Genomic DNA, 26,461 nt, shown 5'->3' with positions numbered 1-26,461 from the left:
AAACCCTCTTATTGTTCTGTCAGCGCGCGCACATGGACGCCGCTTTCGAGACGCGCCAACTGCGCGTCATCGCTGATGCCAAACCCGATCTGTGTGACGGCCATCGCGGCAATTGCCGTGGCGCGCCGCAAGGTGGTTTGCGGCAGATCAACCCTGAGCAAACCGTGCAGCATCCCGGCCAGCAGCGAATCGCCGGCGCCCACCGTACTGGCGACGCTGACCTTGGGTGGCGTGGCGTGCAGCGCGGTGCCCGGGCTGAACCAGTTCACGCCGTCGGCACCGTGGGACACCACCACATGTTCCACGCCTTGAGCGTGCAGACGCTCGGCGGCCTGGGCCTGTTGCGCGATGGAGTCCGTGGCGCAATCCAAGGCCTCGGCCAACTCTTGCGTGTTGGGCTTGATCAGCCACGGGCCCGCCTGCAAACCGGCGCGCAAGGCTTCGCCGCTGGTGTCGAGGGCGACTTTCAAACCGAGGCTTTTCAGGTGTACCAGCAGGCCCTGAAACCACTGCGCGCTGATGCCGCGCGGCAAACTGCCGGCAACCACCACCGCGTCGTGCCCCGGCGCAATCAGCGTCAGTTGATTGAGCAACGCCTGCTGGGCCTGCTCACTGACCTGCGGTCCCGGTGCATTGACGTCGGTAACCCGGCCGTCCTGCTCGGCGATCTTGATGTTGCTGCGGGTTTCGCCCGGTACGCGAATAAACGCGTCGGCAAAACCACGCCGGGCAATCAACGCCTCGAAGGCTTGCGGATTGTCCTCACCGAGAAAACCGCCGACGGTGACGTGATGACCAAGGTCCGCCAACACTTGGGCGACATTCACACCTTTGCCGGCGGCATGGGTCAGCAGGGTTTCGCTGCGGTTGACCGCCCCCGGCTCCAGGCGTGCCAGGCGTACGGTAAGGTCCAACGCCGGGTTCAGCGTCAGGGTCAGAATCTTTGCCATTTACACGGCCTCCACTAGGGCTCGCACTTGCGCGGGCGAACCCACCGCAAGGGCTTTTTGCGCCAGGCTCTGGGCCTCGCTCAGACTGAATTCGCGTACCCGCGCCTTCACTTCAGGAATGCTGCGGGCCGACACGCTCAACTCATCCACTCCCAGCCCGATCAGCACCGGCACTGCCAGCGGGTCCGCCGCCAATTCGCCGCACACGCCGACCCACTTGCCATGGGCGTGGGCAGCACGCACGGTGATGTCGATCAGTTGCAACACCGCCGGGTGCAGGCCGTCGGCCTGGGCCGACAGCGTCGGATGGCCGCGATCGATAGCCAGCGTGTACTGGGTCAGGTCGTTGGTGCCGACGCTGAAAAAGTCGACTTCCTTGGCGAGTACCGGCGCGAGCAAGGCGGCGGACGGCACTTCGATCATGATGCCCAGCTGCAAGTCGGCGACCGGGATTTCCAGGCGCAGGCGCTCGGTCATGTCCCGGGCCGCGCGCCATTCATCGACGCTGCCGACCATGGGGAACATGATGCGCAGCGGTCGGTTGTCCGCCGAGCGCAGCAGCGCACGCAATTGCGCTTCCATGATCTGTGGGCGTTGCAAGGTCAGGCGAATACCGCGCACACCGAGGAAGGGGTTTTCTTCCTGGGCGATCGGCCAATACGGCAGCGGTTTATCCCCCCCAACATCGAGGGTGCGCACCACCAGCGGGCGACCGCCAAGGCCGTCGAGTACGCGGCGGTATTCGGCCTCCTGAGTGGCTTCATCCGGCGCTTGTGGGTGAGCCATGAAAATCAGCTCGGTGCGCAGCAGGCCGATGCCTTCGGCGCCCTGCTCCACCGCGCCGGCAACACCGGCGCTCTCGCCGATATTGGCGAACACTTCCACGGCATGACCGTCACGGGTCAACGCCGGTTCGTGGCGCTGCGCCGAAGCCGCTTGCAGGCGCTGTTCGCGGGTGTCGCGCTCAACGCCGGCGCGTTGCAAGGTGGTGGCATCGGGGTCGACATGCAGGCGACCGCGCTGGCCATCGAGCAACAATGGCGTGCCGGACGCGAGCAGCAACACCGCCGCGCCCGCGCCTACCAAAGCGGGAATGCCCAGGGCCCGCGCGACGATGGCGCTGTGCGCCGTGGCGCCGCCACGCGCGGTGAGAATGCCGGCGACACGGGCCGGGTCCAGACGCGCGACGTCGGAGGGGCCGACTTCGTCCATCACTAAAATGTAGGGTTCGCTCGGCTCCTGGGCGGTTTCGACGCCGCACAATTGCGCCAATACCCGACGGCCGATGTCGCGCAGGTCGGCGGCACGCTCGGCGAGCAAGGCATCCTGCAGCGACTCCTGCTGTTTGGCGGCGGCCTCGATCACGCTCATCCACGCCGCTTCGGCGCTCTCGCCCTGCTTGAGGCGGGTGTCGACTTCGTCGGTCAGTTCCGGGTCGTCGAGCATTTCCTGGTGGGTGATGAAGATCTCGCGGATGGCTTTGGCCTGGCTGCGTTCGATCAGGCCCTGGATATCGCGGCGCACATCGGCCAGGGCGCTCTGCAGGCGCTGGCGCTCAACGGCCGAGGACTCGCCGCGAAGGGGGTAATCGAAGACGTGCTGAATCTGGATATGTGCAGGCCCGATGGCAATGCCCGGCGCGGCAGCGATGGCCTGGATCTGGCTGCCGGCTGCGGGCGCGCTGATGGCCGGTTCGCTGTCGACGGTGGCGGGCTGGGCACTTACGGTCGGCAGTGGCTCGACCTCTTCGCCCAGACCCTCTTCTACCGCCGCGAGCAACGCAGGCAATGCATCGCCGGCAATTGTCGGTTCAGCGACAAACTCCAGCACCTGGCCGCGACGGGCGCCAAGGCTCAGCAACTTGCTCAAACTTTTCACCGACACGGCGCCCACCGGGCCATCCACCAGGCGCACGCGAATATCGCCGTCAAAACCTTTCGCCAATTGCGCGAGGATCTTCGCCGGCCGCGCATGCAAGCCATGGGCGTTGGCCAGGGTGACGCGCACGCTGGGCCAGTCAGGCGGCAGTTCACCGCCGAGCACTTCGAGCACCGCGCGGCTGCTGGTGGCACGGCCGAGTTCCTGGCCGCGCCCTTCAATGAGCAACGCACACAGGCGTTCGAGCAAACTCTGGTGCGCTTCGCCGAGGCTGGCCAGGCAAAACACACCGTTGAGCGGCTGGCCGAGGTAACGCATGGGTTTGTCCGGCGTGACGAACGCAAGGCCCGGACGCTTGACCGTCTGCTCGCTGTGCAACCACCACAGGCCATCGCCCAGCGGCAACGCGTCGACCTGCTGCAACACGGCAGCAAAACCATTGCTCACGCAATCAGCCTGGCGCAGCAGGCGTGCGCCTCGCCAGACAAGCTCCTCGAAGTCATCGGCGGACACGCCAAGGCTGATCATTTGCGCGTCCAGCGCCAGTTCCTGCGGCGCACCTTGCAGCAGCTTCAGCAAGGCGTCAGCCGAACCGGCACGGCGCAGCGCCTGGCCCAGATCGGTTTCACCGAGGGCGCGAGTCAGCAATTGCAGCAAACGCAGGTGTTCATCGGATTTGGCGGCAATGCCGATGGCCAGGTAGACGATCTGGCCATCACCCCAGTCCACCCCTTCGGGGAACTGCAGCAGGCGCACGCCGGTGGAAAAAACCTGGTCGCGGGTTTCGGGGGTGCCGTGAGGGATGGCAATGCCTTGGCCGAGAAAGGTCGAGCCTTGGGCTTCACGCGCTTGCAAGCCACTGAGGTAACCCTCGGCGACCAGGCCATCGGCCACCAGTTTGTCAGCGAGCAGGTGCAAGGCAGCAGATTTATCCACAGCCACCTGGCCCATGGATATCTGCTCTACAGTGAGCTCAAGCATGCCGTTCTCCTAGTTAGTGCGGTGGGCGCACTAGGTATTGTTTTGAATAAATCAGCGTGGCTGCGTTCAAAAATAGCTGACTGAGTGGTCAATTGGCAGTAGCCACTCAGTCGCGAACGTCGTAAAAATACGCTGGCTGAAACGTTTAATCTAGAATTTATGGCAGATTACGCGCTAATTATGCAAGCTTGAAGCGCCAGTCGGCGCTTGAGCTCAGCCAATAGTCGTGTGCAGTAATCGGTTACGATTGGACAAAATGTCGGGGCAAGCTCTAAAAAACAAGGAAATCCCGGTTTGAAACTCAGTGATATCGCACGTCTGGCCGGTGTGTCCGTGACCACCGCAAGCTACGTCATCAATGACAAGGCCGCGCAACAACGCATCAGCAGCGCAACCGTCGAACGGGTGCGCGCGGTGGTTGAAGCCCATGGCTTTACCCCAAACCCTCAGGCGGCCGGGCTGCGCAGTCGGCACACGCGCACCTTGGGCTTTATCCTGCCGGACCTGGAAAACCCCAGTTACGCACGGATCGCCAAATTGTTGGAACAAGGCGCACGGGCGCGCGGCTATCAGTTGCTGATCGCCAGCTCCGACGATGAGGCCGAGAGCGAGCGCCAATTGCTGCAGCTGTTCCGCGCGCGGCGCTGCGATGCGCTGTTTGTGGCCAGTTGCCTGCCGGCCAGCGATGACAGCTACCGCGAGCTGCAAGCCAAAGGTCTGCCAGTGATTGCGATCGACCGGGTGATGGAAACGGAGCAGTTTTGCTCGGTGGTCAGTGATGACCGCCAGGCCTGCCAGCAGTTGACCAGCAGCCTGCTGCAACCGTTGCCTAAACAGATCGTACTGATCGGTGCGCGTCCCGAGCTGGGCATCAGCCAGGAGCGCGCCGCCGGTTTTCATGAAGCGCTGAAAGGCTTCACGGGTGAGGTCATCGTCGAACAGGGCGAGGCGTTCAGCCGAGATTGCGGCCGACAGCTGATGGAGCAACTTCTGCAACAACTGGGGCATTTGCCTGACGCGCTGGTGACCACTTCGTACGTGCTGCTGCAAGGTGTGTTCGACGCGCTGCACGACTTCCCGCTCAAATCCCGGCCGCTGCGCCTGGGCACTTTTGGTGACACCCAGTTGCTGGACTTCCTGCCGCTGCCGGTCAACGCCATGGCCCAGCAACATCAGCTGATTGCCGACACCGCCCTGCGCCTGGCGTTGGCCGCCATCGAGGAAGAACAGTACCAACCGGGCGTGCACGCCATCGGCCGGACCTTCAAGCAGCGTATTCACGAGGCTTGAGCGTGGAACTGATCGACACCCATACTCACCTGGACTTCCCGGACTTCGACCATGATCGCCGGCAAGTCCTTGCCCACAGTCGCCAACTCGGCGTGCAGCGCATGGTGGTGTTGGGCGTGTATCAGCAAAACTGGCAACGGCTGTGGGACCTGGTGCAGGAAGACGAAGGCTTGTTCGCCGCCTTCGGCCTGCACCCGGTGTACCTCGATGAGCATCGCCCCGCCGACCTGACAGAGCTGGGCGACTGGCTGACGCGCTTGAAGGGCCACCGGCAACTGTGCGCCGTCGGTGAAATCGGCCTGGATTACTTTCTCGAACAGCTGGACCGCGAGCGCCAGCAGCGCCTGTTTGAAGCGCAGCTGAAACTGGCAGTGGACTTCCAGCTCCCGGCCTTGCTGCACGTACGCCGCAGCCATGCAGCGGTGATCGCTACCCTCAAGCGCATTCGCCTGCCACGCGGCGGCATCATCCATGCGTTTGCCGGCAGTTTTGAGGAAGCCCGCGAGTACATCAAGCTGGGTTTCAAACTCGGCCTGGGCGGTGCCGCCACGTGGCCACAGGCGCTGCGCATGCACAAAGTACTCGCGCGATTGCCCCTAGACGCGGTGGTGCTGGAAACCGACTCGCCTGACATGGCACCCGCCATGTACCCGGGCCAGCGCAACAGCCCGCAACACCTGCCAGACATCTGCGCCGACTTGGCCGAACGCATGGCGATCAGCCCATTACTGCTGGCCGAGACGAGCACACGCAATGCGCGCGAGCTGTTCAACTGGTAGCGGTTTGACCGCCTGCAAGTTCAATGTCAGCCGTTGCCGATGGCGGGCGTAACGCAACACGAGAAAGTGCAATAGCACCGCCACCAGCGAAACGTTGAGTTGCCCGACAACGCTGAGCAACCCGACCCACTCAGCCACCAGCGCCACAATCAGCACCGAGCAGGTCAATACCACCATGCTCGGGGCCACCATGGCCCAGTGGTCCAGCGCCTTGAACTGGCGCAACTGCCTGGGGCATATCAACTGCAGGGTGCGTTGGCAATAGGGGCATTCGAAGGGCTCGTGGATGGCAATCGCATTCACTTGCCAGGGCTTGAGTTCAAACGTGATGTCGCAATGGGCGCAATGCCCTTTGATCCCCATGGCAGTGGCCATCGCTGTGCCTCCCTTGAACCGTGACGGGTTGAAACAAATTCTCACCCATTCAGGCATTCAAAAAAGGCACACAGAGAAATCAGGACAGGCACCACGGCCCACAAAGGCCAAGTCCTACGCGCCTGCCCTACACACGAAACGCGCCGATCAATTGCTTCAACTCGACGACTTGCATCGAGAGCAGCCGACTGGCCGTTTCGGTCTGATGCGCGCCCTCGGCGGCATGCTCGCCCGCACGATTGATGGCAACGATGTTCTGGTCGATATCGTGGGCAACGGCGGTTTGCTGCTCCACGGCCGCGGCAATCTGCTGGTTCTGATCGACGATCATACCGACGGCGCCCAGGATATTTTCCAGGGCTTGCTGGACCTTTTCCGACTGCCCCACGGTGCCATTGGCCATGGCATGGCTGGTGCCCATGGCCTTGACGGCCGCGCCGACACCGCTGTGCAGTCGGCTGATCATCTGTTCGATTTCTTCAGTGGACTGCTGGGTGCGTCGGGCCAGGGTGCGCACCTCGTCGGCCACCACGGCAAAACCGCGGCCCTGCTCGCCGGCGCGCGCCGCCTCAATCGCGGCATTCAGCGCCAGCAGGTTGGTTTGTTCAGCGATGCTCTTGATCACCTCGAGCACGCCACTGATCGACTGGCTATCGGTGGCCAATTGGTTGATGACCTGCACTGACGCCTCTATCTCTGACGCCAGGCTCGCGATGCTGCCCTGCTGGGATTGCACCAGGCCCCGGCCGCTGACGGTTTCGTCGTTGACGCTGTGGGCACTGCTGACCGCCGCCGCCGCACTGCGCGCCACTTCCTGGGCGGTGGACGACATCTGGTTCATGGCCGTCGCCACCTGCTCGATCTGGCTGCGTTGCCCGGAAACCGCCTGGTTGCTGTGGGCCGACACGGCTTGCACTTGACCGGCTTGCAACTCGACCTGGCAGACGGTGTGACCGACGCGCTCGATCAAGTCATGAATCCTGGCCACCGTGCCGTTGAATACCTGGCCCAACTCCCCGAGTTCGTCGCGGCTGTGGGCAACAAAGCTGACGGTCATGTCGCCGCCCGCGACCTTGTCCATCATCGCCCCCAGGCGACGCAACGTGGTGCGGGTCGACGCATAGAAACCGGCATACAAATAAAAGATCAGCACAAACACCGCCACCAGCGCCGAGATCAGCACCACCATGTGCGTGCGTTTTTGAGCCAGACGCTGCTCAAGTTGCCGTTCGAGAAACGTCAGGGTCGCTTCATTGAGTTGGTAGGTTTGAGCCATCAACTGGCTGACGCTTTCATAAAAACCCTGCCACGGCGCATCGAGGGTTTCGGCCATCACCACCTGCTCTTCAAACAACTCGCTGCCGTGCTTGAGACTCGCGCTGCTGGCCGTCGCCAGCGGGTCGAGCGCCGTATGCGCGGCGGCGCTGGCGCCCAGTGCGTCCTGCAACTTCAGGGCGTACTCGGCCTGGAGTTTTTCCAGTTGCTGCAGCAGTTCATCAAAGCGCGTACTGGATGATGAATTCAGAAACCCCTGGCCCAAGGAGTACGCGCCCATGGCCCGCCCTTCACCCAGGGTTTGGGTGACTTGCGGGGTAACGCTGGTGACCAGCTCGCTGAGTTGGCGCAAATCGCCCTGAGGATCACGGCTCAAGCCGGACTGGCTGGCAATGATCTGGCTGAGCATCTGGGCCTTGGTGAGCAATTTGCCAATCAGCGCGCTTTTGCTCAGCAGCGAGGTTTCCTGTTGCTGAGCCTTGAATGCGGCGATCATCTCGTCGCGCTTGCCATCAAAAACACGCGTGTGTTCAGGGTCGCCGGTCATCGCGTTGAGGCCTTGCAGGCGGCTCAACACGCTCTGTTCCAACGCACTGATCCTGCCCTCCAGATCACCGGCCTTGCCGGACTGCCCCAGCACCGCGTTGATCTGCACCTGGTTATTGAGGGTTTCCAGGTCACGGCGCAGCGCCAGGCTGCGGCCGAGCAGATCGAGGCTTTGCAGTTCGATGCGAGTGCCCTGCCATTGCGACCAGGAATCACGCACCAGGAAATAGTTGGTGGCCAGCATCGGCAGCAGGAACAGCACGCTGATCAGGCTGAATTTCATGCCGAAACTCAGGCGATTCATCAGCGCGACGGCGGGATAGAGCAAGCTCTTCACAGGTGAACTCCCTTTCTATTATTTTTATTGAGGCGCAGGGGCGCAGCGGCAGATAGCCACTATTTGGCGCTCTGTCTGTATAGCTCAATTTGAAAGGGAGTTTTGTAACGTAAGGTTAACGAGCTGTGGTGAGCGGTTTTTTGTGGCGTGGGAGTAAAGTCCCTCGCCACAAAAACCCGGTCGTCTGGCCAGCTACGGCAGTACGGTCCAGATCGCAAATCCGGCATACCACAGCACCGCCGCGCGCAGCAGCAGTTCCCACAGCCGATCCAGGCTGTTGATACCCTCAGGCCCCACCACGGGCGGTGGGATTTCAGCCGCCGCCAGGCCGACTTTTTCTACCAGTTGTGCTGCGCTGATGTCCCAGCTCAACAACTCATGCAACATCACGCGCCCAACCGCGACAAAGTTACCCACCAGGGCAAAACTTGCCGCCAGAAGGCGCACCGGCACCCAGTCAAACGCGTGACGCAATTGCCCGGCACGCTCGGCGACCTGCGGGTTCTGGCTGTATTCGCTGGCCAATGCCAATAGGCGATACGCCAACGCCGCCACCGGCCCCAACAGGAAGTACCAGAAGATCACTGCAAAAAAGCTCTGGTAGGCCTGCCATAGCAAATGGCCTTGAACGCGCTCCAGCAGTTGCTCGCCATTGTCAGCCACCACCTTCAGGTCTCGTTCGGCCACATGCTCGGCGGCCTGCAGGTCACCGCGTCGCCATGCATCGCGAAATGGCCCAAGCCCAGCCAGCAGATCGCCGCGCCCGAGGCTGTAAATCACCACCAGCAGATGCACCGGCAGCGCCAGCAGGCCATAAGCCACTGGTTCCAGCACCAACAGCAACAACGCCAGCAAGGCCACCGGCAGTAACACCAGCAGGACAAGAATCAGCCAGGGCCGCTTCCCCATACGCGGGCTGGATTCCAGCTTGGCCAGCTCACGCAACCATCCACCGTCGCGTTGTAACCGCTGACGCAAGGCCGAGAACTTCTCGATCCAGACCGCCAACACCAACACCAGGAAACTCATCGTGCGTGTCCTCCATCCTGCAGGGCGCTGCGAAAGCGCGTCCAATCAAAAGCCGGGCCCGGGTCGGTCTTGCGACCCGGTGCGATATCACTGTGACCACAAATACGCTGTCGGGTGATGTCTGGATAAGCCGCCAGCAGCTGTCGTGTGAGGTCAATCAGCGAAACATACTGAGCCTCGGTAAACGGTAGCTCGTCCGTCCCTTCCAGCTCGATTCCCAGGGAAAAGTCATTACACACCTCGCGCCCCTCGAAGCTCGATATCCCGGCATGCCAGGCGCGGTCCAGGCACGACACAAATTGCGTCACGCTGCCGTCGCGCTCAATCAGAAAATGCGCAGACACCCGTAGGTCGGCAATGCCTTCAAAGTAAGGATGTTGCGTGACATCCAGGCGATTCTGGAAAAACTCATGCACCTTGCCAGTGGCAAACTGTGCCGGTGGCAGGCTGATGTTATGCACCACCAACAGTGAGATCTCGCCGGCGGGGCGCTCGTTGAAGTTGGGCGAAGGGCAATGGCGAATGCCCTGGCACCAACCGCTGGTGGGGTCCAACTGCATACGGGTTCCTTGATTGAGACGAGGTGTTACCAGTATGCCGCGTTCAGGCCTGCGGTTGCGATCACTTGCCGCGATTGAGTTGACGCAGGTTGCCCACCACGCACGCCAGCGCGCGGTCGAACAGCAGCCCGTCGTCCAGGGTACGCAGGGCTCCGCGCTTGAACGCCATGGCCAACTGGTCGGCACTTTTCTCCAGGACTTTGAGCCCGGTACGGCTGACAAAAATGTAGCTGTTGGCCGGCGCCATGATCGCCGTCAACTTGCAGCGCAACGCTGTGGTTTCGTCCTGCTGGAACTCAAACCAGCCACCAACGCGCAGCTGGTGAGCCTTGAGCAGGTCCGGGTCATCGCTCGGCAAGGGTTGTAGTGAATCAGGCAACCCGACACTGAACGAAAACGGCTCACGCACTTTGATCAGCGCGTCGATGCATTCGCCTTCGGCAGACTGAACATGCATGGCTTGCAACTGAACAAAAAACTCACGGGTGCTGAAAGGGTCGAACGCCGCGCTGGTCAAGCCGTTGCGCAACGCCGTGAGCAGCCCGGGCAGTTGCTCCAGCAGGTGCCGGCCGGCCTCGGTGTCTGTCTGCAGGCCCACACTCCAGATCAACTCGTCCATGGTCCGCACGCCCGCCTGCCACTGCACCGATTGTTCGCCGTGCTTGAGGCTGGCCAACAACAGCACCTGGCTCCACGCCTGTTGCAGAAAGCGCACCACCGATTGCGGCAAGACCTTGCCGAGCAAGCGCCGATTGAGCAGATCGGCCACACGTTCACGTGCGGCTTGCGTGCGTATGCGCCCTTCTTCGGCCTCACGGGTGTGTTGTTCAAGCAACGCGCTACGGCGTTGTTCATCCGAGGTGAACGCAGTGAACTGCGCCAGCAGTTGGGAAAAAATCGTCAGGTCTTCGACGAAGTCATTCAACAAACACTGCACCACTTGCTCAATATGCAGGTACAGGCTGTCGCGCTGATAGCCATCGTGCGGGCTCCAGCCCATGGCAGCCGAGGCGATTTCATTAAGCAGTCGACGTGCCGGGTGGCTGGCGCGGCTGAAGAGGCTCTTGTCCAGCACCGCCACTTTCAACATCGGAATCTGCAAGCGCGCGATCAAGCCCTTGAACGCATCAGGCACGGTGCGATCGTTGAGGATGAACTCGAACAGCAAGGCGACCAGATTGATCACATCTTCATCGGCGCCTTCCACCATACGCGACTTGCCACTCTTGACGCTGACGCGGGTCAACAGTTGTTCAAGCTGGTTACGCAGGTCGAAATCGTCTTCGGCTTCAGGTTCTGGCACATATTGTTGCAAGTGCGAGAGCAGGCGCAGCAGGTCGCGCGAGGCAATGGGTTGCGGTTCGGCGCAGGCTTCCAGGGTAGGCGCCACGCTGCCACGCACCGCCGCCAACAAAACCTGCAGGGCGGCGAAGGCTTGCTGGCCGTTCTCATCCTGGGGCGGGTCGATGGTTGGCAGGTTGCCTTCACGCTGTTGGTCACGGGCGGCACGCCCGCCAGGCCGACGCGAGGGCACCGCCTTGAGTTCGGGCAAAACCCCGGTGGCGACCAGCAACTGATTGGCTTCGCCGAACAATTGGTCGGCGTCACTGAGCACGTACTTTTCAAACAGTTTGAGCATGATCAGCTTGACGCGAATCTCTACGCCCAGGCTGCGCCCCGCGCGCAAAAAGAACTCACACAGCAGCGCCGGACCCAACGGGTTGTCGCGCTCGCTCAGAGGCTTGCCAAGCAATGCACTCAAGCGCGCGGTCAGTTGGCCCAGCGCCAGACCATCGCGATGTCGCACCCGGCCGAGCATGGCCTCCAGCGCAACGGCCTTTTCCAGTTCGTCGCTAGACGTGCCGCGCGCCGCCTCATACGACACCACCGGCACCAAATGCGGCTCGCCTGGCTCTGCATGGCCCAGACTGGCGAAAGCGGCAAACAGCTGCTCCATGAACACGCGTTCAAAATTTTTGCGCTTGAGGCGCAAGTCACGCATCGCTTCAAAGAAGATGTGATGGTCAACGTTACTGCGAGCCTTGTCGGCCATTTCGAACAGCGTGTCATCGGCGTTATCGAACAGTTCCTGCAGACCTTGCTGCAACTGTTGGGCAGCCTTGTCGCGAACCTGCAGCAACACCACCGGCAGGCGCGCAAGCGGCGATGGCGTGGCGTGCGCCTTGTTGATTGGCACCACCTTTCCGTCAATGTGCATCCTGGCCTCCTGAAACGGCGGTGTTGGGGTGGGGAACGATCAGCTACAGGCCCCGATGGGGGCTGCGAAAACCGGTTATCACCAGGACGTCAAAGCTATGACGCCAATTGCAAGGCGCAGGATTATCTTGCAAATGAGGGTAGTTGCGCCAGCAAACTCTGCCATTGCTGTGTAAATGAGTGTTGAGTCTGGGTTCACAGCCGCGCTGCCCCTATAATCCGAGGCACTTTGTTTGTGGAGCCTGTTATGCCGAATCTCCGTCTTGCCGACCTCACCGCCGAAATCGAAGCCAACGTGCGCCGTGCACTGCTGGAAGATATCGGCAGCGGCGACATCACTGCGCAACTGATTCCGGCCGAACGGCTGGCGAAGGCTACGATCATCACCCGCGACGCGGCCGTCATCGCCGGTACGGCCTGGGTCGATGCAGTGTTCCGCCAGCTCGATCCGCGGGTCGCGGTGCATTGGCAGGTTGCCGACGGTGAGCGTGTCAGCCCCAACCAGGCGCTGTTCCACCTTGAGGGCCCTGCCCGCTCACTGCTCAGCGGCGAACGCTGCGCGCTGAATTTTCTGCAGATGCTGTCAGGCGTTGCCACGCGCGCTCAGTACCTGGCGGATTTCGTCGCCACGACTCAGGTCAAGCTGCTGGACACCCGCAAAACCCTGCCAGGCCTGCGCCTGGCGCAGAAATACGCGGTGACCTGCGGCGGTTGTCATAACCACCGCATCGGGTTGTATGACGCATTCCTGATCAAGGAAAACCATATCGCGGCGTGCGGCGGGATTGCGCAGGCGATTACCGCCGCGCACAAGATCGCGCCGGGCAAGCCGGTGGAAATCGAAGTGGAAAGTCTGCAGGAACTGCGCGAAGCGCTGGCGGCGGGCGCCGACATCATCATGCTCGACGAATTGAGCCTGGATGACATGCGTGAGGCCGTGCGCCTGAATGCAGGCAAGGCCAAGCTGGAGGCCAGCGGCGGGATCAATGAAACCACGCTGCTGCCCATCGCCCAAACCGGAGTGGACTACATCTCCATCGGCGCAATGACCAAGGATGTGAAGGCGGTGGACTTGTCGATGCGGCTGAGCATCTGACGCTTTAATGCAAGCGCCGGCAAGCCGGCGCCTGCACAGTGTTTCAGATCGCGAGATTGTTCATCCCGCAATACTCGTTCCAGTCGACACCCAGCACCTCGGCGGCCTCCTTGTGCAAGGCCAGACGTGCGGCCTCGAACTCTTCCGGCGTCGAGGTGTACTTGAGGGTCAATTCCCATGGCTGCAGGCCCTGGGCCTCGGCCTCATCCTCAAATGACCATTGGATCTGGTCCCTTTGATCATCGGCGCTCAGGTCCTTGATCTCATCCAGCAGTTCCGGCGACTCCGCAACGTACTTTTTGAGGGCTGCTTCGTGCCGCGCTTCCTGGGTCATTTCTGGTGTGGTCATGTTGTTCTCTTAGATCGAGGAATGGGGATGCATCTGGGTCATCAAGGTTGCGCAGATACGAAAGAGCAAGCATGAATGCCGGCTCGTCTGGCCTTCAGAACCATTCTGGGATCATCTGAAAACAGTGTTGCCTTTTAAAACAGTGTTGCCTTGTGCCCGAGACAGGAATCGAACCTGCGACCTTCGCGTTACGAGTGCGCTGCTCTACCGGCTGAGCTACACGGGCGGTGGGCTAAAGCTAGCACCGCATTGGGCAGGCGGCAACTAACTCGCCTACCGCCCGACGGCCGTCAGGCCCCGTCGGCGCCGCAGCCTTTGGCAACGTATTGCGCTTCAGCCGTGGTCGCGCACGTCCAGCCCGTGGTGGCGCTGCGCGTCAACGTGATGGTCTTGCCCAGCACGGGCGCAGGCGCATCAAGAATTTCACAGCGAATGGAGCCTGCGCCGGTGGCCACATCGCCTGCCACGTCGATCTTGCAATTGGCAGTGGGACTGGTGCCGCCGATCAAGGCCAGGGTCGGTACGGTGCCCTGGTTGAGGGTGTCCTCGAAACCTGCCTTCAGCGCGGAGACTTCAGCCAACCCCGCGGTGAACTTGGCCTTGGCCTGGTACTTGGTATACATGGGCAAACCGATAGTGGCCAAAATGCCGATGATTGCCACGACGATCAACAGCTCGATCAAGGTAAAGCCTTTCTGACGCATCACATTCACTCTCCAGAATAAAAATCGCTCACAAGGCGCGTCCTGCGCCCCGCATTGTGCAACGGCGCCAGTGTACTCATCCACGCACGACCAATCGCCTGCAAGACGCACAATCTGACATTTTATCCTTCGCCGCCAGCCTGTCCGAATCCCTCACCTGACTAAGCTATAAATCTTCAACGACCTGTGTGCGGAAACGTGACATGAATGACGCTGCAACGATCTACGCCTGGGAAGGCATCAACCGCAAAGGACGCAGAGTCTGCGGGCAAACCGCAGGCCAGAACCTGGCGCTGATCAAGGCACAACTGCGCGAGCAAGGGATTTGCCCCGGCCGCATCCGCAAGAAAACCCCACGCGTGCCAAGCTTCGCCCCGCCGATAAAACCCGCCGATATTGCCCTGTTCACCCGCCAGCTGGCGACATTACTGAAGGCAGGCATACCGCTGTTGCAGGCGTTCGACATCATTGGCGAAGGCTTCGACAACCGCCTGATGCGCCAGCTCATCAAGGGCTTGAAACAGGAAATCGCTGCCGGCAACAACCTGGCGGCCGCGCTGAAAAAACAACCGCGCTATTTCGATGACCTGTATTGCCACCTGATTGCCGCCGGCGAGCACGCCGGCGCCCTGGAAACGCTGCTGGAGCGCGTTGCCATCCATCTGGAGAAAAGCCAGCAGCTCAAGGCGCGCATCAAGAAGGCCATGACCTACCCCATCGCCGTCATTGTGATTGCAGGCCTGGTCAGCACGGTCTTGCTGATCCACGTGGTGCCGCAGTTCCAGAACCTGTTTGCCGGCGTCGATGGCACACTGCCGGGCTTCACCCTGAGTGTCATAGCCTTGTCCGAGTTCCTGCAGCATGCCTGGTGGATGGTGGCACTGGGCCTGGCCGCGACACTTATCGGGCTGCGCCACGCCTACCGCGAATCTGCCGGTCTTCGTCACTGGCTGGACCTTGGTTTGTTGAACGCGCCCCTGGCAGGCACACTGGTGAAAAAAACCGCGGTTGCCCGCTACGCCCGCACACTCTCAACGACCTTCGCCGCGGGCGTGCCGTTGGTGCAGGCGCTGGATTGCGTGGCGGGAGCGGTGGGAAATGGGTTGTTCAAACAGGCGATCGAGCATATGCGTCACGATGTATCCACTGGCATGCAGTTGCACCAATCCATGGCCAACAGCCGCCTGTTTCCCAGTATGGCAATCCAGATGACGGCCATCGGGGAAGAATCGGGAACCCTGGACCGCATGCTGGAAAAAGTCGCCAATCACTACGAGGCCGATGTGCAAAACCTGGTCGATAACCTCACCAGCCTGATGGAGCCCCTGATCATGGTGGTATTGGGCGGTATCGTTGGCGCACTGGTGATAGCCATGTACCTGCCAGTGTTCCAGCTGGGGTCGGCATTTTGAACCCGTTGCTGAATGAACAACCGTGGCTCTTTGTCGGGCTGGCACTGGTGCTGGGCCTGATTGTCGGCAGTTTCCTCAATGTGCTGGTGTGGCGCCTGCCGAAAATGCTCGAGCGCGAATGGCGCGCCCAGGCTCAGGAGGTGCTCGGCTTGCCTGCTGACCCTGCGGGCCCGGCTTACAACCTGGTGCGCCCTCATTCCTGCTGCCCCCGGTGCAATCATCCGATTCGCGCGTGGGAAAATATTCCGCTGCTCAGTTACCTGCTGCTCAAGGGGCGTTGTGCCCACTGTCGTGAACCTATCAGTGCCCGCTACCCGATCACCGAACTTGCCGGCGCGCTGGTCTCGGCGGCGGTAGCTTGGCATTTCGGCTTCGGCTGGCAAGCCGGTGCAGTGATGCTGCTGAGCTGGGGGTTGCTGGCGATGAGCCTGATCGATGTGGATCATCAACTGCTGCCCGACGCGCTGGTGCTGCCGCTGTTATGGCTGGGGCTGATTCTCAACAGCGTGGGCTTGCTGGCAACGCTGCCGGATGCGCTTTGGGGTGCGGTCATCGGGTACATAAGCCTGTGGACGGTGTTCTGGCTGTTCAAGATGATCACCGGCAAGGACGGCATGGGCTATGGCGACTTCAAGTTATTGGCCTTGCTCGGCGCCTGGGGTGGCTGGCAGATTCTGCCGATGACACTGCTGATGTCTTCGTTGCTCGGCGTGCTTGCCGGGCTGATCCTGCTGCGCTTGCGCAAGCCCCAGGCGTCGGCACCGATGCCGTTTGGTCCGTGTCTGGCGATTGCCGGCTGGATTGCATTGCTCTGGGGTGGTCAAATAACCGACTTCTATTTGCAGTCCGTCGGTTTCAAATGACCACTTCTGTCGCAACACCCTGGATTCTTGGCCTCACCGGCGGCATCGGCAGCGGCAAAAGCGCGGCCGCTCAGCACTTCATGGATTTGGGCATCGACCTGGTCGACGCCGACCATGCCGCGCGCTGGGTGGTTGAGCCCGGCCGCCCGGCATTGAAGCAAATCGCCGAGCACTTCGGTGCAGGTGTGCTGTTACCCGACGGCCAGCTGGACCGCGCCGCGTTGCGCAAACTGATCTTTGAGGTGCCGCAAGAGCGCCGCTGGCTGGAAGCCTTGCTGCACCCGCTGATTGGCGAGGAGATTCGCAGCCACCTGGCGCGCGCGCGGTCGCCTTACGCGATCCTGGTGTCACCGCTGCTGATCGAGTCCGGCCAGTACAGCATGACCCAGCGCATCCTGGTGATTGACGTGCCGCAATCACTGCAAATTCAGCGTACCCTGCAGCGCGACGGCATCAGCGAACAGCAGGTGCAGGCGATTCTGAAGGCCCAGTCCAGCCGTGAAGACCGCCTGAACCATGCCGATGACGTGCTGGTCAATGACCAGGACCTCGCCTGGCTGCACAGCGAGGTCGAGCGACTGCACCACTTTTACCTTACTTTGTGTGGAGGCCGATCATGAGCCAACCTATGACCGTCGACTGCCCAACCTGCGGTGCACCCGTGGAATGGAAAACAGACAACCTCAATCGGCCGTTTTGCTCGGACCGTTGCAAACTCATCGACCTGGGCGCCTGGGCATCAGAGGAGCACAAGATTCCGGTCAGCCCGGATGCCGAAGACGACCTGTTCTCCGAAGACTTTCAGCCTAAGCACTAAGGCCGCATAAAGGCGTATTCCTGCTGGTCGTCGAGGTTCTCTGCAAGGTATTGCAGCTCGTCGGCCAGGTCTTCGAAACTGCGCACACCTTTACTCTGCTGCACCACGGCGCTGAGCATGGCGCGCAAGGTCAAGCCTGGGTCGAAACCGATTTCCTGTGCGGCGTCCTGACTTCTGCGCAACTCCTGCCGTGCCCATTCATACACACTCATGCCCTGCGCTCCTTCAAGAATTTCGCAGAGCATGGGCCTGTGTGGCCGCCCGGGATTTGATCTGGGTCAACGCCGCGAATCGTCGTCCTTCCATGGCGCAGAGAGGTAGCGCGTACGGTTGAAGGTCTCAAGCCACTCCGGGCAAAACACCACCAGGGCGCTGATGACCATGCCGTTGATAAAGGCTTCGGGGAAGATGATCAGCCACAGGTAGCCGATAAAGTCTTCCAGCCACTCCGGCATCGCAAAACGCCCGTCAAACCACAGCAACCCCAGCGCAGCCAGCAAGCAGAGCAGCGCCGACAGTGCGGCGGCGAAAAAGCCCGAGCAGGAGATATACACAAAGGGATTGCGGGGTTGGGCACGCTCTACCAGCACTGCACAGCCTTCCGTGACCAGCACCGGCAACACGATCAGCAGCAGGCCATTGACCCCGACGGCGGCCAAGTCCTGACGCCCCAGCAGCACCAGCCCGAACTGCGCCGCCAACCCGCCGACGATTGCCAGAGGCCAGTCGAGCAGCAGGGTCACGGCGGTCATGCCGATAAAGTGGTAGGAAACGCCCGTATCGAAATCCCGCCGCACCAGCCACAACATGAACAGCGCGAACACCGTACCAAACAGCAGATGCTGACGCCGCCGGTCGGCGAACAGCTCGACCCATGGCGAACGCAGGATTGCCCACATCACCACGGGCGCATACAACAGCCAGCCGATGCTGAGGGTTTGCGGCGCCAGCACGGCGGCACTGATCACGGCTTCACCTGCTCCAGTGCCTGGCGCAGCTCGTCGGCGGAGCTGTATTCGTGCTGCGCAATCAACTTGCCGCTATCGAGTTGCAGCCACAGCACTTTATCCACAGCCCCTGGGTAACGCGGGGCAATACGCGCATCACGGTCCAGCATGACCCGGTAGTTGTAGGCCTGCATCGCCGGCACGGCGAACAGCTTGGCGATGAGCCGGGGCATGCGCTGGATATCGGCGATGAACACCGCGTGGCGCGCCTCGAGGTAGCCCTTGGGCTGGCCTTGCAGCGCGGCATCTACCTGCTTGGCGGCGTCCATGCTGCGGGCTACCAGCAAAATCTGCGCCTGGTCATCCAGGGTGTAGGCCTGGTCGAACTGGTCGAGCAGGGTCCATGGTGCCACGCGCTCACCTATCTCAACGGCTTGGGCCCACAACGGTAAAAAGCTCAGCAACAGCACCACGAAAAACTTCACCGCAGACTCCTTGATTCGAATGAGGGTCGAGTAGCCAGTCTACACCGGCCGTTTAAAGCAAGACTTCCTGCGGTCATCATTTGGACGCTAAGCTGCAAATATGGATGACTCAGATTACTTGCGCCTGCTCACCGTAGCGGCCGAACAAGCCAATGCGTTCCTGTCCAATGCCCGCAAATGGGAGCGTGAGCGTTGGGTCTGCCAGCGCCTGCTGCAAGGCTTGAATGTGCCCTACCGGGCCGAGGAGTTTCATGCCGCCGGTCAAGAACCGCCGGATGTGTTGTTTCGCGACGCCTGTTTCGAGGTGTTTTTTGTATTGGATGAAGGCCGGCGCCTGAACGACGAATGGCGCGATGAGTTGCTGCGCCGACGCAGCGCGTTTTCCCTGAGCCAGTTGGTCCGGCGCGAAGCCAAGCCGCGGCGTATCCCCGCCCATGAATTCCTGTTGCGCCTGGCGCCGACGCTGCGCAAAAAAGCGCACAACTATAAAGAGCGCGGCATTGACCTGGGCGAGCTGGACCTCATCGCCTTCACCAGTCTCAAGCGCGAAGTGCTGGACCTCAACAGCCATTTTCCGCCCCCTACCGAATACTTGCGCCAGGGCTGGCGCTCGCTGTCGCTGGTCGGGCCGACCTTTGCCCGGGTGCTGTTCGCTCATCCTGATGCCCCGGATTTCTTGCGCAACAACTTGGGCCGCAGCATAGTATTCGACGTGGGCATCAGCCTGTGACGCGGGCACAGGCTACGCTTGTGGCGACACCGCCAACCTGCTGACTGTAACGTGGCGCCCTTTTGCAACGTCTACCTGACGAGGCCTTTATGACCAGCCGCCTGAACCCCGATGACCAACAGCATGTCGAAGAGTACCTGCAACTCTCCCAGAACCGAGTCGAGCGCAAGCCTTTCCGGCCGTGGCTGCTCCTCGGTGTGGTGCTGGTGGCGGTGATCGGGCTCGGTCTGCTGAGCCGCCTATTGAGTTACCTGACGCTATGAGCTGCCTGGCGCTCGCGGGGGTAACTGCTCCGATTTCTTTTAGCCTTGCGAGATATCCCCATGACCCATCGTATTATTATCGTCGGCGGCGGCGCCGGCGGCCTGGAGTTGGCTACCCGCCTGGGTAAGACTCTGGGCAAGCGCGGCACGGCCAGCGTTACGCTGGTGGACGCCAACCTGACCCACATCTGGAAGCCACTGCTGCACGAAGTGGCTGCGGGCTCGCTGAACTCTTCTGAAGACGAACTCAATTATGTCGCCCAGGCCAAATGGAACCACTTCGAGTTCCAGCTGGGGCGCATGAGCGGACTTGACCGTGAACAGAAAAAGATTCAGCTGGCCGCCACCCTTGACGAAGAAGGACGCGAACTGGTGCCGGCGCGCGTGCTGGGCTATGACAGCCTGGTGATCGCAGTCGGCAGTACCACCAATGATTTCGGCACCGAGGGCGCAGCGCAACACTGCCTGTTCCTCGACACACGCAAACAGGCCGAGCGTTTCCACCAGCAGTTGCTCAACCACTACCTGCGCGCCCATGCCGGGCAGACCGATACCATTGAACAGATCAGCGTTGCCATCGTCGGCGCCGGCGCCACCGGCGTTGAGCTGGCCGCCGAGCTGCATAACGCCGCCCACGAGCTGGCAGCGTACGGCCTGGACAAGATCAAACCGGAAAACATGCACATCACCCTGATCGAAGCCGGCCCGCGGGTATTGCCCGCGTTGCCGGAACGAATTGGCGGGCCGGTGCATAAAACCCTGGAGAAACTCGGGGTCACCGTGCTGACCAATTCCGCGGTCAGCGAAGTGACGGCCGACGCCCTGATCACCAGCAGCGGCCAGGTCATTCCGGCCAGCTTGAAGGTGTGGGCCGCCGGGATTCGCGCGCCAGGCTTTCTCAAGGACATCGACGGTCTGGAAACCAACCGCATCAACCAATTGCAGGTGTTGCCGACGCTGCAGACCACCCGCGACGAAAATATCTTCGCCTTTGGCGACTGCGCCGCCTGCCCGCAACCAGGCACCGACCGCAACGTACCGCCCCGCGCACAAGCCGCTCACCAGCAGGCTTCGTTGCTGGCCAAGTCACTGAAACTGCGGATTGAAGGCAAGGACCTGCCGTCCTACAAGTACACCGACTACGGCTCGCTGATCTCGCTGTCACGTTTCTCGGCGGTGGGTAACTTGATGGGCAACCTGACCGGCAGCGTGATGCTGGAAGGCTGGCTGGCGCGCATGTTCTATGTATCGCTGTACCGCATGCACCAGATGGCGTTGTACGGCTTCTTCCGCACGGCCATGCTGATGCTCGGCAGCAAGATCGGGCGCGGAACCGAGCCAAGGCTCAAGCTGCACTGATTGACTGAACGGCAGAAAAAAATCCCCCTGTCTCACGATAGGGGGATTTTTTATTGGGCTAAATCTGCTGGTAGAACTCAGCCATGTAGTCGACAAACGCCCGCACCTTCGGCGCCAAGTGCCGGGACTGTGGATAAAGGGCGTAATAGTGCCGCTCGCCCAATGAATAATTGGGCAGGATTCGCACAAGCTGACCGTGCGCCAAGTCGCTGTGCACAGTGGCCTGGGTGAAACACGCAATACCCGCCCCCGCCAACGTGGCCGCGTGCAACGCACTGATGGTGTTGGTGCTGAACCGCCCCGATGGGGTGACCGTAACCACCGCGCCACGCGCCGCGCTCAGTTGCCAATCCGACGAAGCCCCAATGAAAGTCAGCAAGTGATGGTTGTCGAGCTCCTGCGCCGAACGCGGCAACCCATGGCGGCCGATGTAGCTCGGCGACGCGACCAGAACCTGGCTGGACAGGGTCAACGTGCGGGCAATCAATGACGTGTCCGCCAGGGCGCTGGCAATGCGTATCGCGACATCAAACCCGTCGGCCACCAGGTCGACGAACTGATCATCACAGCACAGCTGCAGCTCAATATCCGGATACCGTCGTTGAAAACCCGGTAGCCAGTGCGGCAGATCCAGTGTGCCCACCACCAGCGGCACACTGACCCTCAGCAGGCCTTCGGGGCGTTGGTGCCCGTGGGCGATGGCCTGGGATGCAGCGTCGAGACGATCAAGGATATCCACGCACGCGGCGTAGTACTGCTCCCCGGCCGCCGTCAGACTGAAGCGTCGCGTGTTGCGGTTGATCAGTTGGGCGCCCAGCTCAATCTCCAATTGCTGCAATTGCCGGGAAATCGTCGAATGCGTGGTCTCCAGGCGTTCTGCGGCTGCAGAAAAACCCTTGGCTTCGACGATGCACCGAAAGGCGCGCATGGCAGATAACTGGTTCATGAAGCAGGCGATCCCAAGGTGGTCAGGGGAATCAGTTAACCGGCAAAGCGATAATTTGCGAGGTGGTCAGCACCGAACCGAAGGTGTCTTCGATTTCAGCCAGTGCCGAGTTGTGCAACTCATCCTTGGTTACCGAACGGCCATCGGCGCGGGTAATAGCCCGTGTGGCACTGGCATCGGATGCTACCACAACGTCATAGCCCAACGGCGCGGCGTCACGGGCGGCGCCGGCGACACAGGCGTGAGTCATCAGGCCACTGATAATCAGGGTTTTGACGCCGGCTTTCTTCAATTGCGCATCCAGGTCGGTGCTGGCAAACACGCTGACCGTGGTCTTCTGCACGAGCTTGTCTTGTGCACGAGGCTTCATCAGCGGGTGAAAATCGACGGTCTTGCCATTCTTGGCGAAGACCGCCGCGTCGTCCGGGGCAATGTGCTGCACGTGAATGACCGGGATGCTTTCCTTGTCGGCAAACTTGATCAGACGCTGGGTGTTTTCCAGGGCTTTCATGCCGTCAGGGATCGGCATGCGGCCGGTGAAGTATTCATTCTGGAAGTCGATGATCAGCAAAGCGGTGGTTTTCGGGTCAAGACGGTCGGTCGGCTTTGCCCCCAGCATCGCGCGAATGGTCGGCTGCGGGTGCGTGGTTGTTTCAGCGGCGACAGCGTAAGGGCCGAGGCCCACCATCATACCGAGGCCAACGAGCGTGGACTTGAGTACGGCAGATAGCGAACGGACAGGGAGAGCGGTTGGAGTGAGGATCATCATGCAGATTCCTTAAGGCGAGTGAATTGACGAGGCCCAGTCTAGGAGGCCGCGGTCAGTGCACCAACGCACCCATCAGCACAATATCTGTTTGGAATTCGCACAAGTGAGGCCAAACAACAGGCAAAAAAAATCCCCGTATCTTTCGATACGAGGATTTTTAATATGGTCGGGGTAAGGGGATTCGAACTCCTGACATCCTGCTCCCAAAGCAGGCGCGCTACCGGACTGCGCTATACCCCGGTAAAAAAAAGGCGACCTTTCAGTCGCCTTCTGCGACCAGGGCTTTTGACCTCTGATCTTAAGATCTGATCCCAGCGTTAACTGGTCTCAAAAATGGTGGGTCGTGTGGGATTCGAACCTACGACCAATTGGTTAAAAGCCAACTGCTCTACCAACTGAGCTAACGACCCAAAAATGGTCGGGGTAAGGGGATTCGAACTCCTGACATCCTGCTCCCAAAGCAGGCGCGCTACCGGACTGCGCTATACCCCGGTTTTGAAATTGGCTCCGTGACCAGGACTCGAACCTGGGACCCAATGATTAACAGTCATTTGCTCTACCGACTGAGCTATCACGGAACTGCATATTTCAAATGTGTAACTTTACTGCGTTGAAACGTTCTCTTCGGCTTGTCCGTATCGCTACGTTCATGTCTCTGAGGCGCGCTATTCTACAATCTTAAAAACCCCTGTCAACCCTTTAAATTGCTTTTAAGACAATGATTTGCGCTTCTTTCTGATTTCTTCTTGGGGAGAAGAAACCCGTGGGCTGACGTTGCTGCGGGGCGCACTTTACAAGCCTTTGCCTTACAGTTCAACGCCCTATCGAAAAAAAAGGCCCCGCAATGCGGGGCCTCCTCTTATAGCCATACAGGCTGGGCTCAGTGGAAGACGATTTCGTCGTTTTCCACAGTCGCCGTGACACTGGTGCCCGGCATGAAGCTGCCCGACAGGATCAACTGCGCCAATGGGTTCTCGATCCAGCGCTGGATCGCACGTTTCAGTGGCCGTGCGCCATATACCGGGTCGTAACCCACCGCGATCAGCTTGTCCAACGCCTCGCTGCTCAGCTCCAGGTCGAGCTCGCGCTCGGCCAGGCGGCCACGCAGGCGCCCCAACTGGATCTCGGTGATGCCCGCAATCTGATCCCGCGCCAGAGGCTCGAAGATCACCACTTCATCGACCCGGTTGATAAATTCCGGACGGAAATGAGAGGTCAGTGCGTCTATCACCGCGGCGCGCTGGCCTTCGCGATCACCCACCAACTCCTGAATCTGCGCCGAGCCCAGGTTGGAGGTCATCACGATCACCGTATTACGGAAGTCCACGGTACGCCCGTGGCTGTCCGTCAGACGGCCGTCTTCCAGCACCTGCAGCAAGATGTTGAACACATCCGGGTGGGCCTTTTCGACCTCGTCCAGCAGGATCACCGAGTAAGGCTTGCGACGCACGGCTTCGGTCAGGTAACCGCCCTCTTCGTAGCCCACATAGCCTGGTGGGGCGCCGATCAAGCGAGCCACCGAGTGCTTCTCCATGAATTCGGACATATCGATCCGCACCATGGCCTCTTCGGTATCAAAGAGGAACTCGGCCAAAGCCTTGCACAGCTCGGTCTTACCCACGCCGGTCGGGCCGAGGAACATGAACGAGCCACTCGGACGGTTCGGGTCGGACAAGCCGGCCCGGGAACGCCGTACCGCGTTGGACACAGCCACCACGGCCTCTTCCTGGCCGATGACGCGCTGGTGCAACAGGCTTTCCATCTTCAGCAGCTTGTCGCGCTCGCCTTCAAGCATTTTCGACACCGGGATACCGGTCCACTTCGAAACGACTTCGGCGATTTCTTCCTCGGTCACCTTGCTGCGCAACAATTGGTTCTCGGGCTTACCGTGCTGGTCGACCATTTGCAGGCTGCGCTCCAGGTCCGGGATCACCCCGTACTGCAACTCGGCCATGCGATTCAGGTCACCTTTACGGCGCGCGGCTTCCAGTTCCTGCCGGGACTGCTCGATCTTTTGCTGAATCTGCGCAGAACCCTGCACCTCGGCTTTTTCCGAGGTCCAGATTTCCTCGAGGTCTGAATATTCACGCTCCAGACGCACGATTTCTTCCTGGAGTTTTTCCAGGCGTTTCTTCGCAGCCTCGTCTTCTTCTTTCTTCAGCGCCTGGGATTCAACCTTCAGTTGAATCAGGCGCCGATCCAGACGGTCGAGCACTTCAGGCTTGGAGTCGATCTCCATGCGAATACGGCTGGCCGCTTCGTCGATCAGGTCGATGGCCTTGTCCGGCAACTGGCGGTCAGTGATGTAGCGATGGCTCAATTTGGCCGCCGCAATAATCGCCCCGTCAGTGATCGCCACCTTGTGGTGGACCTCATAGCGTTCTTTCAGGCCACGCAGGATCGCGATGGTGTCTTCTTCGCTGGGTTCTTCCACCAGCACTTTCTGGAAACGACGCTCAAGGGCCGCGTCTTTCTCGATGTACTGGCGGTACTCGTTCAGCGTGGTGGCGCCCACGCAATGCAGCTCACCGCGCGCCAAGGCTGGCTTGAGCATGTTGCCGGCATCCATCGAGCCCTCGCCCTTACCGGCGCCGACCATGGTGTGCAGCTCGTCGATGAACAGAATGATCTGCCCTTCCTGCTTCGACAGTTCATTAAGCAGGGATTTCAGGCGCTCTTCGAACTCGCCACGGAACTTGGCGCCGGCGATCAGCGAGCCCATGTCCAGGGACAGCAGACGTTTGCCTTTAAGACCGTCCGGCACTTCACCATTAATGATGCGCTGGGCCAGGCCTTCGGCAATCGCGGTTTTACCCACGCCAGGCTCACCAATCAGCACCGGGTTGTTCTTGGTGCGGCGCTGCAGCACCTGGATGGTGCGACGAATTTCGTCATCACGGCCGATCACCGGGTCAAGCTTGCCTTCTTCGGCGCGCTTGGTCAGGTCGACAGTGTATTTGTCCAGGGCCTGGCGCGACTCCTCGTGGTTGGGGTCATTCACCGCCTCGCCGCCACGCAGGTTGTTGATGGCGTTTTCCAAGGCCTTTTTGCTCACGCCCTGGCCCAGCAACAATTTGCCAAGCTTGCTGTTGTCGTCCATCGCCGCGAGCAGTACCAGTTCGCTGGAGATGAACTGATCACCTTTTTGCTGAGCCAGGCGATCTGCCTGGTTAAGCAGGCGCGCCAAGTCCTGCGACATGTTCACGTCGCCGGTTGGGTTTTGGATTTTTGGCAGTTGGTCGAGCTCTTTGCTCAACTCTTTGCGCAGGCTGTTGACGTCAAAGCCCACCTGCATCAGCAAGGGCTTGATAGAACCACCTTGCTGTTCCAGAAGCGCCTGCATCAAGTGCGCAGGCTCAATCGCCGGATGGTCGAGGCCGACCGCCAGGGATTGGGAGTCTGATAGAGCTAACTGCAATTTGCTGGTTAAACGATCAATACGCATTAGTCACCTTCCTTTTGAGCAGGCCGGAGCTATGTGCGAGCGAGCTTGCTCGCGAGTAA

General features: G+C 60.7%; 25 protein-coding genes and 5 tRNA genes. 10 read left to right on the top strand and 20 right to left on the bottom strand.

Annotated elements, in window-relative coordinates; translation table 11 throughout:
* Positions 1–8 precede the first annotated feature (8 nt).
* Both pfkB and ptsP read right to left on the bottom strand, forming a co-directional pair.
* On the bottom strand, positions 9–950 hold the full coding sequence (gene pfkB, locus AACU78_RS26725; protein WP_106578619.1) for a 1-phosphofructokinase: 942 nt from the start codon (positions 948–950) through the stop codon (positions 9–11).
* Complete coding sequence (ptsP, locus tag AACU78_RS26720; RefSeq protein WP_106578618.1) at positions 951–3,809, bottom strand: phosphoenolpyruvate--protein phosphotransferase; 2,859 nt, start codon at positions 3,807–3,809, stop codon at positions 951–953.
* A gap of 294 nt (positions 3,810–4,103) precedes the next feature.
* Here ptsP and cra point away from each other — a divergent pair, with 294 nt between their 5' ends.
* Positions 4,104–5,099: a catabolite repressor/activator gene (gene cra, locus AACU78_RS26715; protein ID WP_106578617.1), complete on the top strand. Its 996-nt coding sequence runs from the start codon at positions 4,104–4,106 to the stop codon at positions 5,097–5,099.
* Positions 5,100–5,101: 2 nt separating this feature from the next.
* A complete protein-coding gene (locus tag AACU78_RS26710) occupies positions 5,102–5,878 on the top strand; it encodes a TatD family hydrolase (protein ID WP_106578616.1) in 777 nt (258 codons plus the stop codon).
* Here AACU78_RS26710 and AACU78_RS26705 read toward each other — a convergent pair.
* From AACU78_RS26705 to AACU78_RS26685, 5 genes are all read right to left on the bottom strand, one after another.
* Complete coding sequence (locus tag AACU78_RS26705) at positions 5,825–6,253, bottom strand: hypothetical protein (protein WP_106578615.1); 429 nt, start codon at positions 6,251–6,253, stop codon at positions 5,825–5,827. The genes AACU78_RS26710 and AACU78_RS26705 overlap by 54 nt on opposite strands.
* Before the next feature lie 127 nt (positions 6,254–6,380).
* Positions 6,381–7,085: a methyl-accepting chemotaxis protein gene (locus AACU78_RS30195; protein WP_371924154.1), complete on the bottom strand. Its 705-nt coding sequence runs from the start codon at positions 7,083–7,085 to the stop codon at positions 6,381–6,383.
* Positions 7,086–8,603: 1,518 nt separating this feature from the next.
* Positions 8,604–9,440: a regulatory signaling modulator protein AmpE gene (ampE, locus tag AACU78_RS26695; protein ID WP_106578613.1), complete on the bottom strand. Its 837-nt coding sequence runs from the start codon at positions 9,438–9,440 to the stop codon at positions 8,604–8,606.
* The gene (gene ampD / locus AACU78_RS26690) at positions 9,437–10,000 is read right to left on the bottom strand and encodes a 1,6-anhydro-N-acetylmuramyl-L-alanine amidase AmpD (RefSeq protein WP_106578612.1); all 564 of its coding nucleotides are present in this window, start codon (positions 9,998–10,000) and stop codon (positions 9,437–9,439) included. The genes ampE and ampD overlap by 4 nt, the downstream gene beginning before the upstream one ends.
* 61 nt (positions 10,001–10,061) lie before the next feature.
* Entirely contained in the window at positions 10,062–12,218 is a 2,157-nt protein-coding gene (locus AACU78_RS26685) for a DUF1631 domain-containing protein (protein WP_106578611.1), read from the bottom strand.
* 246 nt (positions 12,219–12,464) lie between these two features.
* Between AACU78_RS26685 and nadC the strand changes: the two genes are divergently transcribed.
* Positions 12,465–13,313 carry a carboxylating nicotinate-nucleotide diphosphorylase gene (nadC, locus tag AACU78_RS26680; protein ID WP_106578610.1) on the top strand — a complete coding sequence of 283 codons (849 nt, stop codon included), beginning with the start codon at positions 12,465–12,467 and terminating at the stop codon, positions 13,311–13,313.
* 43 nt (positions 13,314–13,356) lie between these two features.
* On the opposite strand, the gene AACU78_RS26675 is transcribed toward nadC, so the two are convergent.
* From AACU78_RS26675 to AACU78_RS26665, 3 genes are all read right to left on the bottom strand, one after another.
* Complete coding sequence (locus AACU78_RS26675) at positions 13,357–13,662, bottom strand: DUF6388 family protein (RefSeq protein WP_106578609.1); 306 nt, start codon at positions 13,660–13,662, stop codon at positions 13,357–13,359.
* A gap of 153 nt (positions 13,663–13,815) precedes the next feature.
* A tRNA-Thr gene (locus AACU78_RS26670) sits at positions 13,816–13,888 on the bottom strand.
* 64 nt (positions 13,889–13,952) lie between these two features.
* Positions 13,953–14,366, bottom strand: coding sequence for a pilin (locus AACU78_RS26665; RefSeq protein WP_106578608.1), 414 nt, complete (start codon positions 14,364–14,366; stop codon positions 13,953–13,955).
* A 203-nt stretch (positions 14,367–14,569) separates the two neighbouring features.
* Here AACU78_RS26665 and AACU78_RS26660 point away from each other — a divergent pair, with 203 nt between their 5' ends.
* The 4 genes from AACU78_RS26660 to yacG are packed head-to-tail and all read left to right on the top strand — an operon-like array spanning position 14,570 to position 17,458.
* Positions 14,570–15,778 (top strand): type II secretion system F family protein, encoded by a 1,209-nt coding sequence (locus tag AACU78_RS26660; protein WP_106578607.1) that lies wholly within the window; start codon positions 14,570–14,572, stop codon positions 15,776–15,778.
* Positions 15,775–16,641: a prepilin peptidase gene (locus tag AACU78_RS26655; RefSeq protein ID WP_106578606.1), complete on the top strand. Its 867-nt coding sequence runs from the start codon at positions 15,775–15,777 to the stop codon at positions 16,639–16,641. Before AACU78_RS26660 ends, AACU78_RS26655 begins: the two co-directional genes overlap by 4 nt.
* Positions 16,638–17,261, top strand: coding sequence for a dephospho-CoA kinase (coaE, locus tag AACU78_RS26650; RefSeq protein ID WP_106578605.1), 624 nt, complete (start codon positions 16,638–16,640; stop codon positions 17,259–17,261). Before AACU78_RS26655 ends, coaE begins: the two co-directional genes overlap by 4 nt.
* Entirely contained in the window at positions 17,258–17,458 is a 201-nt protein-coding gene (gene yacG / locus AACU78_RS26645) for a DNA gyrase inhibitor YacG (protein WP_106578604.1), read from the top strand. The genes coaE and yacG overlap by 4 nt, the downstream gene beginning before the upstream one ends.
* Here yacG and AACU78_RS26640 read toward each other — a convergent pair.
* The 3 genes from AACU78_RS26640 to AACU78_RS26630 all read right to left on the bottom strand — a co-directional run bounded on the left by AACU78_RS26640 (position 17,455) and on the right by AACU78_RS26630 (position 18,890).
* On the bottom strand, positions 17,455–17,670 hold the full coding sequence (locus AACU78_RS26640) for a hypothetical protein (protein WP_003171680.1): 216 nt from the start codon (positions 17,668–17,670) through the stop codon (positions 17,455–17,457). The two genes, yacG and AACU78_RS26640, sit on opposite strands and share 4 nt — an antisense overlap.
* A 66-nt stretch (positions 17,671–17,736) precedes the next feature.
* A complete protein-coding gene (locus AACU78_RS26635) occupies positions 17,737–18,426 on the bottom strand; it encodes an energy-coupling factor ABC transporter permease (protein WP_106578603.1) in 690 nt (229 codons plus the stop codon).
* The gene (locus AACU78_RS26630; RefSeq protein ID WP_106578602.1) at positions 18,423–18,890 is read right to left on the bottom strand and encodes an FAD/FMN-containing dehydrogenase; all 468 of its coding nucleotides are present in this window, start codon (positions 18,888–18,890) and stop codon (positions 18,423–18,425) included. The genes AACU78_RS26635 and AACU78_RS26630 overlap by 4 nt, the downstream gene beginning before the upstream one ends.
* A 100-nt stretch (positions 18,891–18,990) precedes the next feature.
* Between AACU78_RS26630 and AACU78_RS26625 the strand changes: the two genes are divergently transcribed.
* The 3 genes from AACU78_RS26625 to AACU78_RS26615 all read left to right on the top strand — a co-directional run bounded on the left by AACU78_RS26625 (position 18,991) and on the right by AACU78_RS26615 (position 21,242).
* Positions 18,991–19,620: a DUF1780 domain-containing protein gene (locus AACU78_RS26625; protein ID WP_106578601.1), complete on the top strand. Its 630-nt coding sequence runs from the start codon at positions 18,991–18,993 to the stop codon at positions 19,618–19,620.
* Between the two features lie 89 nt (positions 19,621–19,709).
* Entirely contained in the window at positions 19,710–19,883 is a 174-nt protein-coding gene (locus AACU78_RS26620; protein WP_064450648.1) for a DUF3094 family protein, read from the top strand.
* Positions 19,884–19,943: 60 nt separating this feature from the next.
* Entirely contained in the window at positions 19,944–21,242 is a 1,299-nt protein-coding gene (locus tag AACU78_RS26615) for an NAD(P)/FAD-dependent oxidoreductase (protein ID WP_106578600.1), read from the top strand.
* A gap of 58 nt (positions 21,243–21,300) precedes the next feature.
* On the opposite strand, the gene AACU78_RS26610 is transcribed toward AACU78_RS26615, so the two are convergent.
* The 7 genes from AACU78_RS26610 to clpB all read right to left on the bottom strand — a co-directional run bounded on the left by AACU78_RS26610 (position 21,301) and on the right by clpB (position 26,402).
* The gene (locus AACU78_RS26610) at positions 21,301–22,188 is read right to left on the bottom strand and encodes a LysR family transcriptional regulator (protein ID WP_177410107.1); all 888 of its coding nucleotides are present in this window, start codon (positions 22,186–22,188) and stop codon (positions 21,301–21,303) included.
* 31 nt (positions 22,189–22,219) lie between these two features.
* Entirely contained in the window at positions 22,220–22,954 is a 735-nt protein-coding gene (locus tag AACU78_RS26605; protein WP_106578739.1) for a cysteine hydrolase family protein, read from the bottom strand.
* A 166-nt stretch (positions 22,955–23,120) separates the two neighbouring features.
* A tRNA-Pro gene (locus AACU78_RS26600) sits at positions 23,121–23,197 on the bottom strand.
* A 94-nt stretch (positions 23,198–23,291) separates the two neighbouring features.
* Positions 23,292–23,367, bottom strand: a tRNA-Lys gene (locus tag AACU78_RS26595).
* A gap of 5 nt (positions 23,368–23,372) precedes the next feature.
* Positions 23,373–23,449: transfer RNA gene (locus tag AACU78_RS26590), tRNA-Pro, on the bottom strand.
* Positions 23,450–23,459: 10 nt separating this feature from the next.
* Positions 23,460–23,535: transfer RNA gene (locus AACU78_RS26585), tRNA-Asn, on the bottom strand.
* A gap of 302 nt (positions 23,536–23,837) precedes the next feature.
* Entirely contained in the window at positions 23,838–26,402 is a 2,565-nt protein-coding gene (gene clpB, locus AACU78_RS26580; RefSeq protein WP_106578598.1) for an ATP-dependent chaperone ClpB, read from the bottom strand.
* Positions 26,403–26,461 lie beyond the last annotated feature (59 nt).

The organism is Pseudomonas sp. R9.37 (assembly GCF_963878885.1).
Taxonomy (GTDB): Bacteria; Pseudomonadota; Gammaproteobacteria; order Pseudomonadales; family Pseudomonadaceae; genus Aquipseudomonas.
This window is presented reverse-complemented; position numbering and strand designations above follow the sequence as displayed.

Excerpts from the sequence above, each read along its gene's own strand:
- AACU78_RS30195 (WP_371924154.1), bottom strand. The coding sequence starts at position 7,085 with ATGTCGTCCACCGCCCAGGAAGTGGCGCGCAGTGCGGCGGCGGCGGTC.
- AACU78_RS26620 (WP_064450648.1), top strand. The coding sequence starts at position 19,710 with ATGACCAGCCGCCTGAACCCCGATGACCAACAGCATGTCGAAGAGTAC.
- AACU78_RS26605 (WP_106578739.1), bottom strand. The coding sequence starts at position 22,954 with ATGATCCTCACTCCAACCGCTCTCCCTGTCCGTTCGCTATCTGCCGTA.
- AACU78_RS26625 (WP_106578601.1), top strand. The coding sequence starts at position 18,991 with ATGGATGACTCAGATTACTTGCGCCTGCTCACCGTAGCGGCCGAACAA.
- clpB (WP_106578598.1), bottom strand. The coding sequence starts at position 26,402 with ATGCGTATTGATCGTTTAACCAGCAAATTGCAGTTAGCTCTATCAGAC.
- AACU78_RS26665 (WP_106578608.1), bottom strand. The coding sequence starts at position 14,366 with ATGCGTCAGAAAGGCTTTACCTTGATCGAGCTGTTGATCGTCGTGGCA.
- nadC (WP_106578610.1), top strand. The coding sequence starts at position 12,465 with ATGCCGAATCTCCGTCTTGCCGACCTCACCGCCGAAATCGAAGCCAAC.
- yacG (WP_106578604.1), top strand. The coding sequence starts at position 17,258 with ATGAGCCAACCTATGACCGTCGACTGCCCAACCTGCGGTGCACCCGTG.
- coaE (WP_106578605.1), top strand. The coding sequence starts at position 16,638 with ATGACCACTTCTGTCGCAACACCCTGGATTCTTGGCCTCACCGGCGGC.
- AACU78_RS26705 (WP_106578615.1), bottom strand. The coding sequence starts at position 6,253 with ATGGCCACTGCCATGGGGATCAAAGGGCATTGCGCCCATTGCGACATC.
- AACU78_RS26615 (WP_106578600.1), top strand. The coding sequence starts at position 19,944 with ATGACCCATCGTATTATTATCGTCGGCGGCGGCGCCGGCGGCCTGGAG.
- AACU78_RS26660 (WP_106578607.1), top strand. The coding sequence starts at position 14,570 with ATGAATGACGCTGCAACGATCTACGCCTGGGAAGGCATCAACCGCAAA.
- AACU78_RS26675 (WP_106578609.1), bottom strand. The coding sequence starts at position 13,662 with ATGACCACACCAGAAATGACCCAGGAAGCGCGGCACGAAGCAGCCCTC.
- ampD (WP_106578612.1), bottom strand. The coding sequence starts at position 10,000 with ATGCAGTTGGACCCCACCAGCGGTTGGTGCCAGGGCATTCGCCATTGC.
- AACU78_RS26640 (WP_003171680.1), bottom strand. The coding sequence starts at position 17,670 with ATGAGTGTGTATGAATGGGCACGGCAGGAGTTGCGCAGAAGTCAGGAC.
- AACU78_RS26610 (WP_177410107.1), bottom strand. The coding sequence starts at position 22,188 with ATGAACCAGTTATCTGCCATGCGCGCCTTTCGGTGCATCGTCGAAGCC.
- ampE (WP_106578613.1), bottom strand. The coding sequence starts at position 9,440 with ATGAGTTTCCTGGTGTTGGTGTTGGCGGTCTGGATCGAGAAGTTCTCG.
- ptsP (WP_106578618.1), bottom strand. The coding sequence starts at position 3,809 with ATGCTTGAGCTCACTGTAGAGCAGATATCCATGGGCCAGGTGGCTGTG.
- pfkB (WP_106578619.1), bottom strand. The coding sequence starts at position 950 with ATGGCAAAGATTCTGACCCTGACGCTGAACCCGGCGTTGGACCTTACC.
- AACU78_RS26685 (WP_106578611.1), bottom strand. The coding sequence starts at position 12,218 with ATGCACATTGACGGAAAGGTGGTGCCAATCAACAAGGCGCACGCCACG.